This is a genomic window from Superficieibacter sp. (assembly GCF_032071645.1).
Classification (GTDB): domain Bacteria; phylum Pseudomonadota; class Gammaproteobacteria; order Enterobacterales; family Enterobacteriaceae; genus Superficieibacter.
The window spans coordinates 18,539-34,675 of sequence record NZ_DAMAPU010000012.1; the positions used below are offsets into that span (position 1 = coordinate 18,539).

Annotated in this window: 15 protein-coding genes; 7 read left to right on the top strand and 8 right to left on the bottom strand. The window is 55.8% G+C overall.

Annotated features, from left to right (window positions below; genetic code table 11):
* Positions 1–933, bottom strand: a complete 933-nt coding sequence (locus tag RT197_RS17425) for a LysR family transcriptional regulator (protein ID WP_312952405.1) — start codon at positions 931–933, stop codon at positions 1–3.
* An 831-nt stretch (positions 934–1,764) separates the two neighbouring features.
* Between RT197_RS17425 and RT197_RS17430 the strand changes: the two genes are divergently transcribed.
* Both RT197_RS17430 and RT197_RS17435 read left to right on the top strand, forming a co-directional pair.
* Positions 1,765–2,523, top strand: coding sequence for a hypothetical protein (locus tag RT197_RS17430; RefSeq protein ID WP_312952406.1), 759 nt, complete (start codon positions 1,765–1,767; stop codon positions 2,521–2,523).
* Positions 2,517–3,560, top strand: a complete 1,044-nt coding sequence (locus tag RT197_RS17435) for an autotransporter outer membrane beta-barrel domain-containing protein (protein WP_312952407.1) — start codon at positions 2,517–2,519, stop codon at positions 3,558–3,560. The genes RT197_RS17430 and RT197_RS17435 overlap by 7 nt, the downstream gene beginning before the upstream one ends.
* Positions 3,561–3,809: 249 nt before the next feature.
* On the opposite strand, the gene RT197_RS17440 is transcribed toward RT197_RS17435, so the two are convergent.
* From RT197_RS17440 to bioA, 6 genes are all read right to left on the bottom strand, one after another.
* Positions 3,810–4,355 (bottom strand): hypothetical protein, encoded by a 546-nt coding sequence (locus tag RT197_RS17440; protein WP_312952408.1) that lies wholly within the window; start codon positions 4,353–4,355, stop codon positions 3,810–3,812.
* A gap of 20 nt (positions 4,356–4,375) precedes the next feature.
* Entirely contained in the window at positions 4,376–5,656 is a 1,281-nt protein-coding gene (locus tag RT197_RS17445; RefSeq protein WP_312952409.1) for a putative acyl-CoA thioester hydrolase, read from the bottom strand.
* A gap of 176 nt (positions 5,657–5,832) precedes the next feature.
* Entirely contained in the window at positions 5,833–6,240 is a 408-nt protein-coding gene (locus RT197_RS17450; RefSeq protein ID WP_312952410.1) for a DUF2000 family protein, read from the bottom strand.
* 52 nt (positions 6,241–6,292) lie between these two features.
* Positions 6,293–7,138 (bottom strand): AraC family transcriptional regulator, encoded by an 846-nt coding sequence (locus RT197_RS17455; RefSeq protein WP_312952411.1) that lies wholly within the window; start codon positions 7,136–7,138, stop codon positions 6,293–6,295.
* Position 7,139: 1 nt separating this feature from the next.
* Positions 7,140–7,616 (bottom strand): kinase inhibitor, encoded by a 477-nt coding sequence (locus tag RT197_RS17460; protein WP_312952412.1) that lies wholly within the window; start codon positions 7,614–7,616, stop codon positions 7,140–7,142.
* A gap of 52 nt (positions 7,617–7,668) precedes the next feature.
* Positions 7,669–8,958, bottom strand: coding sequence for an adenosylmethionine--8-amino-7-oxononanoate transaminase (gene bioA / locus RT197_RS17465; RefSeq protein WP_312952472.1), 1,290 nt, complete (start codon positions 8,956–8,958; stop codon positions 7,669–7,671).
* A gap of 86 nt (positions 8,959–9,044) precedes the next feature.
* On the opposite strand from bioA, the gene bioB reads away from it, so the two are divergent.
* From bioB to bioD, 4 genes are read left to right on the top strand one after another with little or no spacing between them, the layout of a single operon-like run.
* Positions 9,045–10,085 (top strand): biotin synthase BioB, encoded by a 1,041-nt coding sequence (gene bioB, locus RT197_RS17470; protein ID WP_312952413.1) that lies wholly within the window; start codon positions 9,045–9,047, stop codon positions 10,083–10,085.
* Positions 10,082–11,239 (top strand): 8-amino-7-oxononanoate synthase, encoded by a 1,158-nt coding sequence (bioF, locus tag RT197_RS17475; RefSeq protein WP_312952414.1) that lies wholly within the window; start codon positions 10,082–10,084, stop codon positions 11,237–11,239. Before bioB ends, bioF begins: the two co-directional genes overlap by 4 nt.
* Entirely contained in the window at positions 11,223–11,978 is a 756-nt protein-coding gene (gene bioC / locus RT197_RS17480; protein ID WP_312952415.1) for a malonyl-ACP O-methyltransferase BioC, read from the top strand. The genes bioF and bioC overlap by 17 nt, the downstream gene beginning before the upstream one ends.
* Complete coding sequence (bioD, locus tag RT197_RS17485; protein WP_312952416.1) at positions 11,971–12,693, top strand: dethiobiotin synthase; 723 nt, start codon at positions 11,971–11,973, stop codon at positions 12,691–12,693. Before bioC ends, bioD begins: the two co-directional genes overlap by 8 nt.
* On the opposite strand, the gene RT197_RS17490 is transcribed toward bioD, so the two are convergent.
* Positions 12,635–13,354: an ABC transporter ATP-binding protein gene (locus tag RT197_RS17490; RefSeq protein WP_312952417.1), complete on the bottom strand. Its 720-nt coding sequence runs from the start codon at positions 13,352–13,354 to the stop codon at positions 12,635–12,637. The two genes, bioD and RT197_RS17490, sit on opposite strands and share 59 nt — an antisense overlap.
* Before the next feature lie 737 nt (positions 13,355–14,091).
* Here RT197_RS17490 and uvrB point away from each other — a divergent pair.
* The gene (gene uvrB / locus RT197_RS17495) at positions 14,092–16,113 is read left to right on the top strand and encodes an excinuclease ABC subunit UvrB (RefSeq protein WP_312952418.1); all 2,022 of its coding nucleotides are present in this window, start codon (positions 14,092–14,094) and stop codon (positions 16,111–16,113) included.
* Positions 16,114–16,137: the final 24 nt, after the last annotated feature.

The following is a 16,137-nucleotide window of genomic DNA, read 5'->3' on the forward strand; positions in this document are numbered from 1 at the left end:
CTACTCGCTGGAGGCATCACCAGTTTCAGTCAGGCTCTGACTGCTTAAAAATATCTCCACAATTTTAAGCACATTTTTATCACAAGGTTTATAATTTAAATACATATCTATTGTTAAATGATGGTCTGGTATCAGGGTGATATTTTCACGCCGCCTTTTGCTCATATTTTCATACATTAATGCAGATATAAATCCCACCGAATTGGTTTTTTCAATAAATAGCAGGTTGATGTTTTGAGATGAACTCTCGAACACGACTTTTCTTTTTTTAAGTATTCTTGATAAATGACTGTTTTTGCGGATGCTCTGATAATGAATGTTCCCGGAATTGAGCGTTACCCAACATTGGTCAAGTAATTTTTTTTCATTATCTTTTTCAAGTAAAAGATCCTTTTCGGAATGATTGTTGTTAACTACAATATAAGAAGCCATTGTGTATAATTTTACACTAATAATGCCAGGGTGGACAATTTTCTCGTGAGTAAGCACAATATCCGCTTTTCTGAAGGCAAAAAGATCAATAGTTTCATTGGCTTCTAAAATGGCTGTGTGATGAATGACTTTTGGTAACTCTTCAGGGTTTTCTAATTTAGAATATTTATTAATGAAATCCAGCATCGGACCGTCCGGTGCATAGATTACAACTTCATCACGAGTGTCTACATTAAAAATCGACTGGTAAATATTATTAAAGCTTGCGCTGAGAGAGGCATGGAGCTGGTCGCAGAAAATTGTCGACTTAATTCCCTGGCCACATCTGACAAAGAGTGGGTCATTGAAATGCGCACGGAGCTTATTAATACTTTGGGTAATATTCGGCGGTGTCATCTGCATCTCGGCGGCGGCTTTGGTAATGCTCGAATGTTTGTAGACCGAAAAAAATAACGGTAAAACATTAAGATCGAATTGATGCAGATTGTTTAAGTTTGGCATTTTTGGGGGCCTGTCAATATTTCCATTTTAAGGAGAAATCCATTATCCGCGCAGGTTAATGCATTTCACAGGACAATACAATGTCACCACCAAAGAAGACACAGACGTTTAATTGATGGTTATTGATAAGAAAGAGACAGAACAGGGTATGAACTGTGCTGGCATGTGATGCCAGTTTTACCCCTGGTGTGAAATGTACTGCTTCAGGAGAGAATTCATTGATTAAGGGTGCGCTACCTCGGCACTGTTGCCTGGGCGTTGACTGCGCCCACTCACCCTGGCCACTTCCGGGGCTTCCCTCGCTTGCCGCGTTACCCGGTCTTGCAGACCTCGCCCTGCGGGCCAGCGCAAGCGTTGTTCAAAACGGCTTAGCTGTTTTGTCATCCAACTCGAATTATTCAGGGTATAAATATAACACTAATTAAAACCAGGCGGTAATTAATTATTTAATAAATGCGATCGCGCAGTTTAATAATTTTAATGGGATGTCATACGTCTCTGCTTCCGTATTATCGCATACTTACTGCTGGCATTTAGCGACTTTAGCAAACAATACACTTAAACAATGGATTAGGGTGCGAGTTCGTTAATCATGGCTTAATAATTAATTAATTTTTGATTAAGTGTGGTGTAAATTTACATGTTTATCAATGACATAAATCATTTTTTTCTTGCTCTTTGATGCAAGTAAAAACCTACAAAACATTCGAAAAAAAATGTAAGATTCATCGAGATACAAACTTTAATTGTCATTCGCTATTGCATTTTTCATGGATATGTATACCCGCCCGCTTAAATTCGGGGTATATAACATTTTAAAGGACTCTTTTAATGAAATATATTTCACGGACCCCCGCTTCCCGCAGAAGTGCGATATCATTATGTATTGCGCTTGCTCTGCAAGCCACCCCGGTTTGGGCTGATGAAGTTGAGACAATCAGATCTCTAAATAAAGGCAACCAAAGTAGTTGCCCCAAAGATATCAAATCATTAACCAAAGAACAAAAAGCAAAATTACCGGCAACCTGTCTGAAAGAAGAACCGTCATTCCTGGAAGAAAACTGGGAATGGGTGGCAGGCGGTATTGCGACGGTTGCTGCGGCGTTCGGAATCGCAGTGTCTAACGATGATGACGGCGACGACAACCACCATCGCAGTGATACCCCGCTGCCGCCTGACAACGGTGATGCCACACCGCTGCCACCTGACAACGGTGATGATACCCCGCTGCCGCCTGACAACGGTGATGATACCCCACTGCCGCCTGACAATGACGGTGATACTCCGCTGCCGCCTGATGATGGCAGTGATACCCCGACGCCTCCGGCACCTCATGCTCCGGGAACAGCCAGTTTCACCAACGGCGTGGAATGGGATGAAGCCAGCAGCACGCTGACCATCAAGGGTGTGGCATGGTCCTACAACAAAAATGCAGACGGGACTTACACCTTAACGCATCCTGCAACGGCTCAGACGGCTGTACTGGTGAATTGGACTATCAATGATGACGGCACCATTACACTGACCGGAAAAAATGCAGACGGCAGCAAAAACTGGCTGTATGACAATACGGGTACACGGACGTGGTGAATGACGACAGCGTCAGCGATGTGGCGAAAGCGCTGGATGCGGGTTACACCAGCAACGCGCTGTACAACAGCCTCAACCTGTCGACCTCTGCGGATGTGACCAGAGCGATGAAGCAAATCAGCGGCAGCATGGCGAACAGCGTTTCCCGCGACGCCCGGGTGCTGAGCAACCGTTTTGACATGCTGGCCGATACCGCGCCGGTGGTGAAAAACGGTCTGGCCTTCAACGTGGTGGCGCAGGGCGACAAACGCGCAGAACTGGGCAACAACACCAGGTACGACATGATGGCCCTGCGTCAGACGCTGGCGTTTGGCGGCAACCAGACGCTGTCCATGGAGTACGGGATTGCGCGCATCAACGGCGACAGCACCGGTATTTCTGCCGGGGATAACGGTCTGGCAGGCGGTTACAGCCAGTTCTTCGGTCTGAACCATGCCATGCCGCTGGGTGAAAACGGTCTGTCCTGGAATAACGGTCTGCGTTATGACGTGCACCAGTTCGACAGCAACCGCGCCATCAGCTACGGCGACGTGAGCGAAACGGCGAAATCAGCCACCCGCCAGCAGTACCTGGAGCTGCGCTCTGAAGGCCGCAGGACGTTCACCGTGCAGGAAGGGTTTGAGGTGGCGCCGTATGCGGGCGTGAAACTGCGCCACACCACCGAGGACGGCTATCAGGAGAAAGGCGCAGGCGACTTCAGCCTGAACATGAGCAGCAGCACGGAAACGGCGGTGGACTCGGTGGCGGGGATGCAGCTGAGCTACGCGGGTAAAGATGGCTGGGCAGCAACGGCGACGCTGGAAGGCGGGCCGAACCTGAGCCACATCAGCACCGGTAAAAAAGCCTCGCTGCAGGGAGCCGCAGGCCAGCGCTTTAACGTTGAGGACGGTCAGCAGGGGGGCGGCATCAACAGCAAAGCGCAGGCGGGCGTGAAGTATAACGCCGGTAACACCCGCGCCGGGCTGGAGGCGTACCACTGGAAAGAGGACGGTATCAGCGATAAAGGTCTGATGATGAACTATAACGTCAGCTTCTGATAACAACCGGCGCAGGGCCCTTTCACTGAAAGTAATGCCGATCGTTTAAGAAGAGACAATCCGGGATCAGCCCTCTGCTCCCGGATTTTTTATGTCTGAACATGCTATGGGTTTCGTTGTTAATGCCTGTCCTGATAAACTCAACGGTAGCTAACGAGGCAATAATTGTCACAAACAGGCCCCGCGAATCCAGGAAAACCACGTTGACGTTACCTTCAATGATTTTACTGTTCAAAATTAACGTTACCATCACCGCACTAATAACAGGGTACAGAGGGGGGCATTAATTCGCTGTGTGTGATGATAATTAATGGTTATTGCACAATAAACGGATAACGGCCCACAGGTAAAGGGCAGTTGTAGCAATGGCCCATACTCCGTAAAGAATTGACTTTCCTTCAGCACATTTTCTGATTGTTTAAATAAATCCTGGGCCTGGATAAAATCCTTTTGCTTCGCGGCCTGTAATTCGACGAGGATTTTTGTCGCAATAGCGTAATCATTAATCAGCGGGTGGATCATTAATGCCTGAATATCTTTATTATTTAAATAAAAATAAAGATATTCGTTGGGTAACTCATTGTCTGAAAGCGAAATCGTCCCTTCGTCGAACAATTTCATTTCTGTTTCTTTAAACAACGCCGTGTTTGCCAGTACCCGGGTGGAGACATCCTGACCATCAACGGTAAAATCACGGTAAAACGACAGGTGATTCAGGCCGTAGCAGGTAGCGGAAAAACGCATAATATCCACGAGAACGTCCGAAAAAAAACCTCGCCGTGGCGAGGTTTTCACTGTTTGCTGCCTGAAACCGATTATTTGTTCGGTGCAACGACCTGGCTGCCAACGCCCCGGTTGTTGAACTCCCACATGCGGTTAAACTGCGCATCGTTCAGGTCGCGCTGGATCTCACCTTTTTCGTTCTGGCTGCCGGTGTTGCCGTTAAACGCGCGTTTAGAGACGGCGCTGTCGGCCCACGGTTTTTCCACGTTAAAGCCCTGGTTAATCACGCTGTCGCGGATCACCACCTGCCCGTTAACGTTGCTGTCGATATCCAGCGAGCGGCCAAGCTGCGCCACGTTGTCACCGGCGGCGGTAAAGCGGCTGTTGGTGGCGAGGAAACCGAAATAAATATTCGATAACGTCGCTGGCGCAAAGACGTAGCCTTCTTGCTGGGTGCGGGAGTTAACGACGTGGAAATCGGTATTGTCGAAGACCACCGAGCCGCGACCGGAAACCAGATCGACATCGCCTTCAATGTAGCTGTTCGTCACCAGCGTGCGGGTCTGACGGTCATTTTGCAGGGTGTTCTGAATGCTGCTGTTGGTGACAAAGAAGGTGTTCTGGCGGCCCAGAATGTTGACGTTATTGATCTGTACCTGGTCGCCGTCGCTGCGCAGGGCCACTGCCTGATGAGTGCCAGCATCGACGCTGTCGCCGAGATTGTTGGCAATGGTCAGATTCTGCAATTGCAGACCATTGCTCTGTGACCAGAATACGGCAGAGCACATCAGGCCGACCGTTGCCGCGCGTTTGCTCTGGCATTTATCAAACATGTACCAGCCGGGTTTGCCGGGCATATATTTGCCTGCCGGGTTAACCAGACGACGCCAGCTGACCGGATCGATTTCAGAATCGATGGCTTCGCTGATTTTAACGTCGGCGGCTTTCTCGCCCGTGCCGTACAGCGTCAGGCTGCCAGGCGCAATCGGAATGTAAACGGTGCCCTGGTACTCACCCGGCATAATAGCAATGTACTGGCGGCTGCTGGTGTGGCGGGTGATAGCGGCATCAACGGCGGCCTGAATGGTGGTATGGGTCACGCCTGCGGTCCCTGCGGGTCCGACCACAAAATCAGGTTTAGCAGGAATATTAATCGCCGACGGCTTCCACGGCGCGGTGTTCGGCGTCATCGACAGGAAATAATGCGCAGCGTCAAAATTCTCTGCTTCGCTGGCGGTGAGCACCGGGCGTGCAGCGGTGCCAGGCGCGATTTGTGCAGACGGTTGTTCATCGGCCGGCGTTGAGCTGCATGCGGTCAGCGTCGCGCCCAGAAGCAGTGCCAGAGACAGGCGGGAAACCGAAAATGTGTTCAAGGGGAACTCCAGGCTGGTAAATGTTAAAGGGTCCTTTAAAGCCTGCTGTTTTATACTAAGTTGAGCGAAACGGGAAGCCAAATTACTAAAAAGTCACGACGAAAGGTGTTGATTTACAATCTGATGATTTTGGGTCGGAAAATCCCACCGAACGCGGGGCGTCGGCGGGGCAAAAATCAGGGATGTAATGACAGCCCTTTAATCACTTTATCGACCGCTTTTTTCGGGCCGCGCAGGGCGATTCCCACCAGATTCATCGCGTCGGCGTCTTCTTCCAGGAACACCGCGCGGTTATCTGCATCATTGCCGGTAGCGAACATCGCCTGTACGTAAGGCACAAGGATTAATTCCCGCTCAAGCCCCTTGCGATGGGTACGCTGGAGGGCGGCCAGATCGCCTGCGAAAATCAGCATCGGCTGGGCGGATATGCGGGAATAGGGGCGATGATGGGCGTCGATATAGGTCTCGCCCAGCACGTCAGGCGCGGCGGCGACAATACCGGTGGCAAGGAAGGCGACGACGTTTAGCCGCTGCCAGCTTTCCAGATCGTCTCGTACTACAAAGGCAATTTTGCTGTCGAACATGCGTCTCTTTTCTCCATCTGCACGGTAAAGACCCATCATCGGAGAATGCGGTTTAGCGGGATAGAACGTTTGTGCACTGCTGCTGAAAAGCGGCGGGTGACATCCGGTAAGCACGCTGGAACCAGCGCCCAAGATGGCTTTGGTCGGCAAAACCCACCTGTAACGCGACCTGCACCGGCTCCACGCCGTGACTAAGCAGCGCCCGCGCGCTACGCAGCCGCAGCCTGACCAGATAGGCGTGCGGCGTCTGGCCGAACGCCTTACTGAACTGGCGGCTGAGGCGAAAACGGTCAATGCCCGCCAGACGCGATAACTCATCAAGACCGATGTCATCGGCCATCCGCTCATGGAGGATCTCGCGCACGCGCTGCATCTGGCACAGCGGATCGTCCTTAAGCGACGGCGGTTTCTCTTTGATATGGCTCATCAGCATGGTCAGCAGGCGGTCAGTACTCTGATCCCGCGCCAGTCGGCCTTCATCATGATGGAAGGCAAAAAAGGTCTGCTGAATAGCGTGCATTAACAGGGGATCGTCGGTGAGGGTGTGGCAGAACGCCGCTTCGATCAGCGAAATATCATCCTGCCCGCGCCGGGCAAGCTGCGCTGAAACCCACGGCTGCGGCAGATACAGCATCGAATAGGTAAATCCGCCCGGCTCCGGGGCATGGCCGTCATGCACCGCGCCCGGCTCAATTAAAATTGCGCGCCCCGGGGTGCTGGTATGTACCGTGCGATGACAGCGAAAGCGCTGCACTCCCTGCCAGGTGACGCCGACCAGAATTTCGTCGTGGTCGTGAGGATCGTAGGCGTGTCCGGTGAAATGCGCGCTGACGCTGTCAATCCCGCTTTCCTTTTCGCGGTGAAAATCCAGCCAGTCGCCAGCCACGCTATTTTTCATCTCAGATGTAGTACGCGGTGATTGACGCGCTGCCGAGGGTGTGGAAATGAACGTTGAAACCGACCATGGCACCGCTGGCACCTTCATCTACCTCAATGCGATCCACATTGAGCGCGTGAACCGTAAAGATATAGCGATGGCTTTCCCCCTTGGGCGGTGCCGCGCCGTCGTAGCCGGTCTTGCCAAAGTCGGTGCGGGTCTGAATTGCGCCCTCCGGCAGAGGAAGCAAAGCAGAGCCGGAACCCTGCGGCAGCACGCGGGTGTCGGCGGGCAGGTTGGCGACCACCCAGTGCCACCAGCCGGAACCGGTCGGCGCATCGGGATCGTAGCAGGTGACGACAAAACTCTTCGTTCCCGCCGGGACGTCGTCCCACGCCAGATGCGGAGAAATGTTATCCCCTTCATAGCCCATGCCGTTAAAGACATGGCGGTTGTGCAGTTTATCGCCGTCCTGAAAATCTTTGCTGAGTAACTTCATCACTGCTCCTTAAGGTTGCTCACTCGCTAATTAAGAAGTGTAGCACCGCGTCTTACGCGCTAAAAAGCGTTTCATCCTGCACCGCAAGATTGACCGCCCGCGTCAGGCGCGACAACTGCTCCGGGTGGATGATGTAGGGCGGCATCAGGTAGATCAGCTTGCCGAAAGGACGGATCCACACGTTGCGATCGACAAAAAAGCGCTGGAGCGCTGCCATATTGACCGGGCGGGTCGTTTCTACCACGCCGATCGCGCCAAGCACGCGCACGTCGGCGACCAGCGCCGCGTCGCGCGCCGGTGCCAGTTCGGCCTTCAGTTGCTCTTCAATGGCTGAAACCTGCGCCTGCCAGTGGTTTTCCGCCAGCAGCGCCAGACTTTCGCTCGCCACCGCGCAGGCCAGCGGATTGCCCATAAACGTCGGGCCGTGCATAAAGCAGCCCGCTTCGCCGTTGCTGATCGTTTCCGCCACCGTGCGGGTGGTCAGCGCAGCAGAAAGCGTCATCGTGCCGCCGGTCAGCGCTTTGCCGAGGCACAGAATATCGGCGGTAATTCCCGCATGTTCACAGGCGAACAGCTTGCCGGTACGCCCAAAGCCGGTGGCAATTTCATCGGCAATCAGCAGGATGCCTTCGCGGTCGCACATTTTACGGATGCGCTTCAGCCACTGTGGGTGATACATGCGCATTCCGCCTGCGCCCTGCACCACAGGCTCGAGAATCACCGCGGCGATCTGCTGGCGATGCGCCGCCATCAGGCGGGCAAAGGGGATCATATCGTGCTCGTCCCATTCGCCGTCAAAACGACACTGCGGCGCGGGCGCAAACAGATGCTGCGGCAGATAGCCCTGCCACAGGCTGTGCATGGAGTTTTCCGGGTCGCATACCGACATCGCGCCAAATGTATCGCCGTGATAGCCATTGCGGAAGGTGAGAAAGCGCTGGCGCGGCTCGCCTTTGGCCTGCCAGTACTGCAACGCCATTTTCATCGCCACTTCAACCGCCACCGAGCCGGAATCGGCCAGAAATACGCACTCCAGCGCCTCCGGCGTCATCTCCACCAGCTTACGGCACAGTGCCACGGCGGAGGGATGAGTAATGCCGCCAAACATGACGTGCGACATCCGATCGATTTGCGCGGTCATCGCCGCATTCAGGCGCGGGTGATTATAGCCGTGAATCGCCGCCCACCATGACGACATGCCGTCCACCAGATGCTCTCCGCTGGCAAGCTGCAACTCGCAGCCCTGGGCGCTGACCACCGGATACACCGGCAGGGGAGAGGTCATTGAGGTATAGGGATGCCAGATATGGCGTTTATCGAAGGCGAGATCGTCCTGGGTCATAATCGACTTGTAAACCATTTTGAAAAGCTTTAGGTTTACGAGTATAAACCGAACCACGAATTAACTAAACCCTTTGGAGAGGCCCCATGGCTCACCACCCGCGCTGGACAATGTCGCAAGTCACCGAACTTTTTCAAAAACCGCTGCTGGATCTGCTGTTCGAGGCGCAGCAAATCCACCGTCAGCATTTCGATCCTCAGCAGGTGCAGGTCAGTACGCTGCTGTCGATTAAAACCGGTGCCTGCCCGGAAGACTGCAAATACTGCCCGCAAAGCTCGCGTTACAAAACCGGTCTGGCAACCGAGCGCCTGATGGAAGTTGAGCAGGTGCTGGAATCCGCGCGCAAAGCGAAACTGGCTGGATCGACCCGTTTTTGTATGGGTGCCGCGTGGAAAAACCCGCACGAGCGCGATATGCCCTACCTTGAGCAAATGGTGCAGGGTGTAAAAGCCATGGGGCTGGAAGCCTGCATGACCCTCGGCACGCTGGATGAAACGCAGGCCCGGCGCCTGGCGTCGGCGGGACTGGATTATTACAACCATAACCTCGACACCTCGCCGGAATTTTACGGCAATATCATCACCACCCGCACCTACCAGGAGCGGCTGGATACGCTGGATAAAGTCCGCGACGCCGGGATCAAAGTGTGCTCCGGCGGCATCGTCGGGCTGGGCGAAACGGTGAAAGATCGCGCCGGACTGCTGTTGCAGCTGGCGAATCTGCCCACGCCGCCGGAAAGCGTGCCGATCAACATGCTGGTGAAGGTTAAAGGCACGCCGCTGGCAGACAACGAAGACGTCGATGCTTTTGATTTTATTCGCACTATTGCGGTCGCCCGCATCATGATGCCGACGTCATACGTTCGCCTCTCCGCCGGGCGCGAGCAGATGAACGAACAGACCCAGGCAATGTGTTTTATGGCCGGGGCCAACTCAGTGTTTTACGGCTGCAAACTGCTGACCACGCCGAACCCGGAAGAAGATAAAGATTTACAACTGTTCCGCAAGCTGGGGCTGAATCCGCAGCAGACCACGGTGCATGAAGGTGACAACGAACAGCAGCAGCGCCTCGAACAGGTACTGAAAACGCCGGACACCGATGCGTACTACAACGCGGCGGCGGTATGAACTGGCAGCAACGCATTGATAACGCTTTAGAACAACGTCGCGCCGCCTGTGCCCTGCGCCAGCGTCAGACGGTCACACAGGGGGCGGGACGCTGGCTGGAAACCGACGGGCGTCGTTTTGTGAATTTCTCCAGTAACGATTATCTCGGCTTAAGCCAGCACCCGCGCGTTGTGCGCGCGTGGCAGCAGGGCGCGGAGCGCTACGGCGTCGGCAGCGGCGGCTCCGGTCACGTCAGCGGCTACACGACCGCCCATCAGACGCTGGAAGAGGCGCTGGCACACTGGCTGGGCTACCCGCGCGCGCTGCTGTTTATCTCCGGCTTTGCCGCTAATCAGGCCGTTATCGCGGCGCTGGCAGGAAAAGAGGATCGCATTCTCGCCGACCGCCTGAGCCATGCCTCGCTGCTGGAAGCCGCCAGCCTCAGCCCGGCGCAGCTTCGCCGCTTCACGCACAACGATCCGCAGCACCTGCAAACTCTGCTGGCAAAACCGGTGGACGGACAGCAGCTGGTGGTGACCGAAGGCGTTTTCAGCATGGACGGCGACAGCGCGCCGCTAAAAGAGCTTAGCGCGGCGGCGCGGGCGGCAGGGAGCTGGCTGATGGTGGACGACGCGCACGGCGTGGGCGTCACCGGCGACGGCGGGCGCGGAAGCTGCCACGCGCAGCAGGTGCAGCCGGAACTGCTGGTCGTCACCTTCGGCAAAGGCTTCGGGGTCAGCGGCGCGGCGGTGCTGTGCAGCGAGCCTGTCGCGGACTACCTGATTCAGTTTGCCCGCCATCTGATTTACAGCACCAGTATGCCGCCCGCGCAGGCGGTGGCGCTGGGTGCCGCGCTTTCGGTGATCCAGAGCGATGACGGCCAGCAGCGGCGCGAAAAACTCCGTCAGCACATCACCGCGTTTCGGCGCGGCGCGGCGGCATTAGAGGCTCGCCTGACCGATTCCGCCAGCGCCATTCAGCCGCTGATTGTGGGCGACAACGCCCGTGCGCTGAACATGGCGGATGCCCTGCGCAGGCAGGGATGCTGGGTGACGGCCATCCGCCCGCCAACGGTGCCGGAAGGCACCGCCCGGCTGCGCTTAACCCTGACCGCAGCGCACGAAACGGAAGACATCGCCCGTCTGCTGGAGGTGCTGGATGCCATCGGTCGATAAACAGGCGGTTGCCGCGGCGTTTGGTCGCGCGGCATCGGTGTATCTTCAGCATGATGAACTACAGCGCCAGAGCGCCCGGGCGCTGCTGACCGCGCTCCCTGAACGCGAATTTGCCAGGGTGCTGGACGCCGGATGCGGGCCGGGGGCGATGAGCCGTTACTGGCAGACGCGCGGCAGCCAGGTCACCGCGCTGGATCTCTCGGCGCAGATGCTGGCGGAAGCGCAGCGCCAGCAGGTCGCGCACCAGTACGTGCTGGCGGATATTGAATCTCTGCCGCTGGACGCGGCGAGCTTCGACCTGGCGTGGAGTAATCTGGCGGTGCAGTGGTGCGACGATTTACGTCAGGCCATCGGGCAACTCTGCCGGGTGGTGCGCCCCGGCGGGACGGTGGCGTTCACCACCCTGATCGCCGGATCGCTGCCGGAAGTGGCGCAGGCGTGGCGGGCGGTCGATGCGCACCCGCACGTCAACCGTTTTATGTCGGTGGAGGCCATCCACGAGGCGCTGGCGGGCTGGCGCTATCGCAGCCATCAGCAGTCGATTAGCCTGACCTTCGCCGATGCGCTAAGCGCCATGCGCTCTCTGAAAGGGACCGGGGCGACGCACCTGCATCAGGGCCGGGAGCGTCGTCCGCTGACCCGCAGCCAGTTGCGCCAGCTACAGCTGGCATGGCCGCAGCAGCAGGGCGCGTATCCGCTGACGTATCATCTTTTTACGGGAATTATTGCACGTGACTAAACGTTTTTTTATCACCGGGACCGACACCGAAGTGGGCAAAACCGTTGCCAGCTGCGCGCTGTTACAGGCCGCCGCCCGTCAGGGGCTGAAGACCGCAGGCTATAAACCGGTGGCCTCCGGCAGCGAAATGACGGCGGACGGGCTGCGCAACAGTGACGCGCTGGCCTTACAGCGCTACAGCACGCTGGCGCTACGCTATCCGCAGGTTAACCCTTTCACTTTCGCAGAGCCGACCTCGCCGCATATCGTCAGCGCCGATGAAGGGCGTCCCATCACCGCCGGGGCGCTGTCAGCAGGCTTGCGGGCGCTGGAAGCGCAGGCGGAGTGGCTGCTGGTGGAAGGTGCCGGAGGCTGGTTTACGCCGCTGTCGCCGACGCTGACCTTCGCCGACTGGGTGACGGCAGAACAACTGCCGGTGATCCTGGTCGTGGGCGTTAAGCTGGGCTGTATCAACCACGCGATGCTGACCGCGCTCGCCGTGCAGCAGGCGGGACTGACGCTGGCAGGCTGGATCGCCAACGACGTAACCCCGCCGGGTAAACGTCATCAGGAGTATCTCGCCACCCTGCAACGCGTGTTGCCCGCGCCGCTGCTCGGCGAAATCCCCTGGCTTAAGACGACGCCAGAGGAGTGCGATCCCGGTCAGTATCTCGACCTCAGTGTCCTGCACCCGGCGTCATCCACTGCGCCAGCAGGCGCTGGTCAAGTTGATTAACCTGTCCCTGAGCGACGTTGCGCCCCTGATGCAGCAGCAGAAAGCGGTCGGAAACCTGATGGATGAATGACAGATGCTGCTCTGCCAGCAGGATCGTCAGCCCCAGCTCGCGTTTCAGGCGCAGAATAAACTCGCCCAGCCGGAGTAAAAATGCCTGCCCCACGCCGCGCGTCGGTTCGTCAAGGATCAGCAGGCGCGGGCGGGTCACCAGCGCGCGCGCCAGCGCCAGCTGATACTGGTTATCGTCTGACAGGGTAGCCGCTTTGCTCTGACGCAGCGTGCGCAGTTCCGGGAACAGCTCGTAGATCTCCCCGTTTACCGCGCCGCCGTCCTGACGAGAGGCGCGGGCAATATGCAGGTTTTCCTCCACCGTCAACTGCGAAAAAATGCGCTTATCCTGCGGCACATGGCTGATCCCAAGCGCGGTGCGGTGCGGCACCGACACCGGCAGCAGATCGCAGGGCAAGGCATCCGCGTCCTGCCAGACGATACTGCCGCTCTCGATGGGCAAATACCCGGTAATACAGTTAATCAGGGTGGTTTTGCCCATCCCCGGCAGCCCAATGACGCTGGTACATTGCCCCGGCTGTAGATCGAGCGTGATATTCCACAGCGTATGCTGACTTCCGTAAAACTGATTTACAGCGCGTAGACTCAACATCGGTTTCTCCTCAATTCAGCACGTGCAGTTCGACAATCCACTATTTCAGCAGGTATGTTGCAAAAGGCTTGCCATTTCCGGCATGCGTGCGCAAAAAGAGGCTTATTTCGGAAACCGCCGAGGAAAAGGGGAAAAATGTTAGCGAAGCGAAGCATCGCTATGCACTTTGTCGGTGCCAGCGCCCGATAATAGTGGTGCATGTAGCCCGCGCTGTCACCGCCGTCTTAAGATGATTAACGTCAAAAAATAGTGATAAATATTTTTTACAGGGGCCATTTTGCGGCGTCGGCGATTTTCGCCAGATAGCGGCGGCTAAGGGCTGGAGATAGTTATCCACTATTCCTGTGGATAACCTTGTGTATGAGAGTGAGAAAACGTGTGGCAAACGAGAGAATACGCGGCTTGCGCCTGAATTGACGGCAAACGCATCTTTTCTGATATATCATCTGATATCAACAGGTTATATAAAATCAATATTTGCAAGAAAAGTGTCATCTGCTGCCACAAAAGCGTCATGACGTTACTTGACAAAAGTTAAAAATTGAAATTTTCTGGGGATAACCCGTTCCGACTGGCATTTTCCTCATCGGACGCTACGCTTTTGCTGTTGTTCCCGGGCGCAACGGAATCACTTTTACCGTTTACTGGTTTTTTGTCCAGTATTAATTGTTGGCAAAATCGTCAACCACAGGTAAAATTATCCTCCTGCTCGCTTCTTCCTTTCAGGTAGCCATTTAATGAGTAAACCGTTCAAACTGAATTCCGCATTCCGTCCGTCTGGCGATCAGCCGGAGGCGATTCGTCGTCTGAAAGAAGGTCTTGAAGATGGCCTGGCCCATCAGACGCTTCTTGGCGTAACGGGCTCAGGGAAGACGTTTACCGTGGCGAACGTGATCGCCGATCTCCAGCGCCCAACAATGGTGCTGGCACCGAACAAAACCCTGGCGGCGCAGTTGTACGGCGAGATGAAAGAGTTCTTCCCGGATAACGCGGTAGAGTATTTCGTCTCGTACTACGATTATTATCAGCCGGAAGCCTACGTCCCCAGTTCAGACACCTTTATTGAGAAAGACGCCTCGGTCAACGAACACATCGAGCAAATGCGTCTGTCCGCCACCAAAGCGCTGCTGGAGCGGCGGGACGTGGTGGTGGTGGCGTCGGTCTCGGCGATTTACGGCCTTGGCGACCCCGATCTCTATTTAAAAATGATGCTGCACCTGACCATCGGCATGATTATCAACCAGCGCGATATTCTGCGTCGGTTGGCAGAGTTGCAGTACGCCCGCAACGATCAGGCATTCCAGCGCGGCACCTTCCGCGTGCGCGGTGAAGTGATCGACATCTTCCCGGCGGAATCCGATGACATGGCGCTGCGCGTTGAGCTTTTTGACGAAGAGGTCGAGCGTCTGTCGCTTTTCGATCCGCTGACCGGGCATATTGAATCGACCATTCAGCGTTTCACCGTGTACCCGAAAACCCACTACGTTACCCCGCGCGAGCGCATTCTGCAGGCGATGGAAGACATCAAAGTGGAGCTGGCCGACCGGCGCAAAACGCTGATGGCCAATAACAAACTGCTGGAGGAGCAGCGGCTGACCCAGCGCACCCAGTTTGACCTCGAAATGATGAACGAGCTGGGCTACTGCTCCGGCATCGAAAACTATTCGCGCTATCTGTCCGGGCGCGGGCAGGGTGAAGCGCCGCCGACGCTGTTTGACTATTTGCCCGCTGACGGCCTGCTGGTGGTCGATGAATCGCACGTCACCATCCCGCAAATTGGCGGCATGTATCGCGGCGACCGCGCGCGTAAAGAAACCCTCGTTGAGTACGGTTTCCGACTGCCGTCGGCGCTGGATAACCGCCCAATGAAATTTGAAGAATTCGAAGCGCTGGCTCCGCAAACCATTTACGTTTCCGCGACCCCCGGCAAGTACGAACTGGAGAAATCCGGTGATGAAGTGGTCGATCAGGTGGTCCGTCCGACCGGCCTGCTGGACCCGATTATCGAAGTGCGTCCGGTCGCCACCCAGGTGGACGATTTGCTGTCGGAAATCCGCAAGCGCGTCACCATCAACGAGCGCGTGCTGGTGACGACTCTGACCAAGCGGATGGCGGAAGATTTAACCGAATATCTGGAAGAGCACGGCGAGCGGGTGCGCTATCTGCACTCGGACATCGACACGGTGGAGCGTATGGAAATCATCCGCGACCTGCGCCTCGGTGAGTTTGACGTGCTGGTGGGTATCAACCTGCTGCGAGAAGGGCTGGATATGCCGGAAGTGTCGCTGGTCGCCATCCTTGATGCCGACAAAGAAGGCTTCCTGCGTTCAGAGCGCTCGCTGATCCAGACCATCGGCCGTGCCGCGCGTAACATTAACGGCAAGGCGATCCTTTACGGGGATAAAATCACCCCGTCGATGGAAAAAGCGATTAGCGAAACCGAGCGCCGCCGCGAGAAGCAGCATCAGTACAACCTCGAGCATGGTATTGTGCCGCAGGGTCTGAACAAGAAAGTGGTCGATATTCTGGCGCTGGGCGAAAACATCGCCAAAACGAAAGCCAAAGGTCGCGGCAAGTCACGTCATCCGGTGCAGGATGACGCCAGCGAACTGACGCTGACGCCGAAAGCGTTGCAGCAGAAAATCCACGAGCTGGAAGGGAAAATGATGCAGCACGCGCAGAATCTGGAGTTTGAAGAAGCGGCCCAGGTGCGCGACCAACTGCATCAGCTGCGCGATCTGTTTATTGCTGCTTCCTGACGCCGCGTTAGTCAATACCAGGCC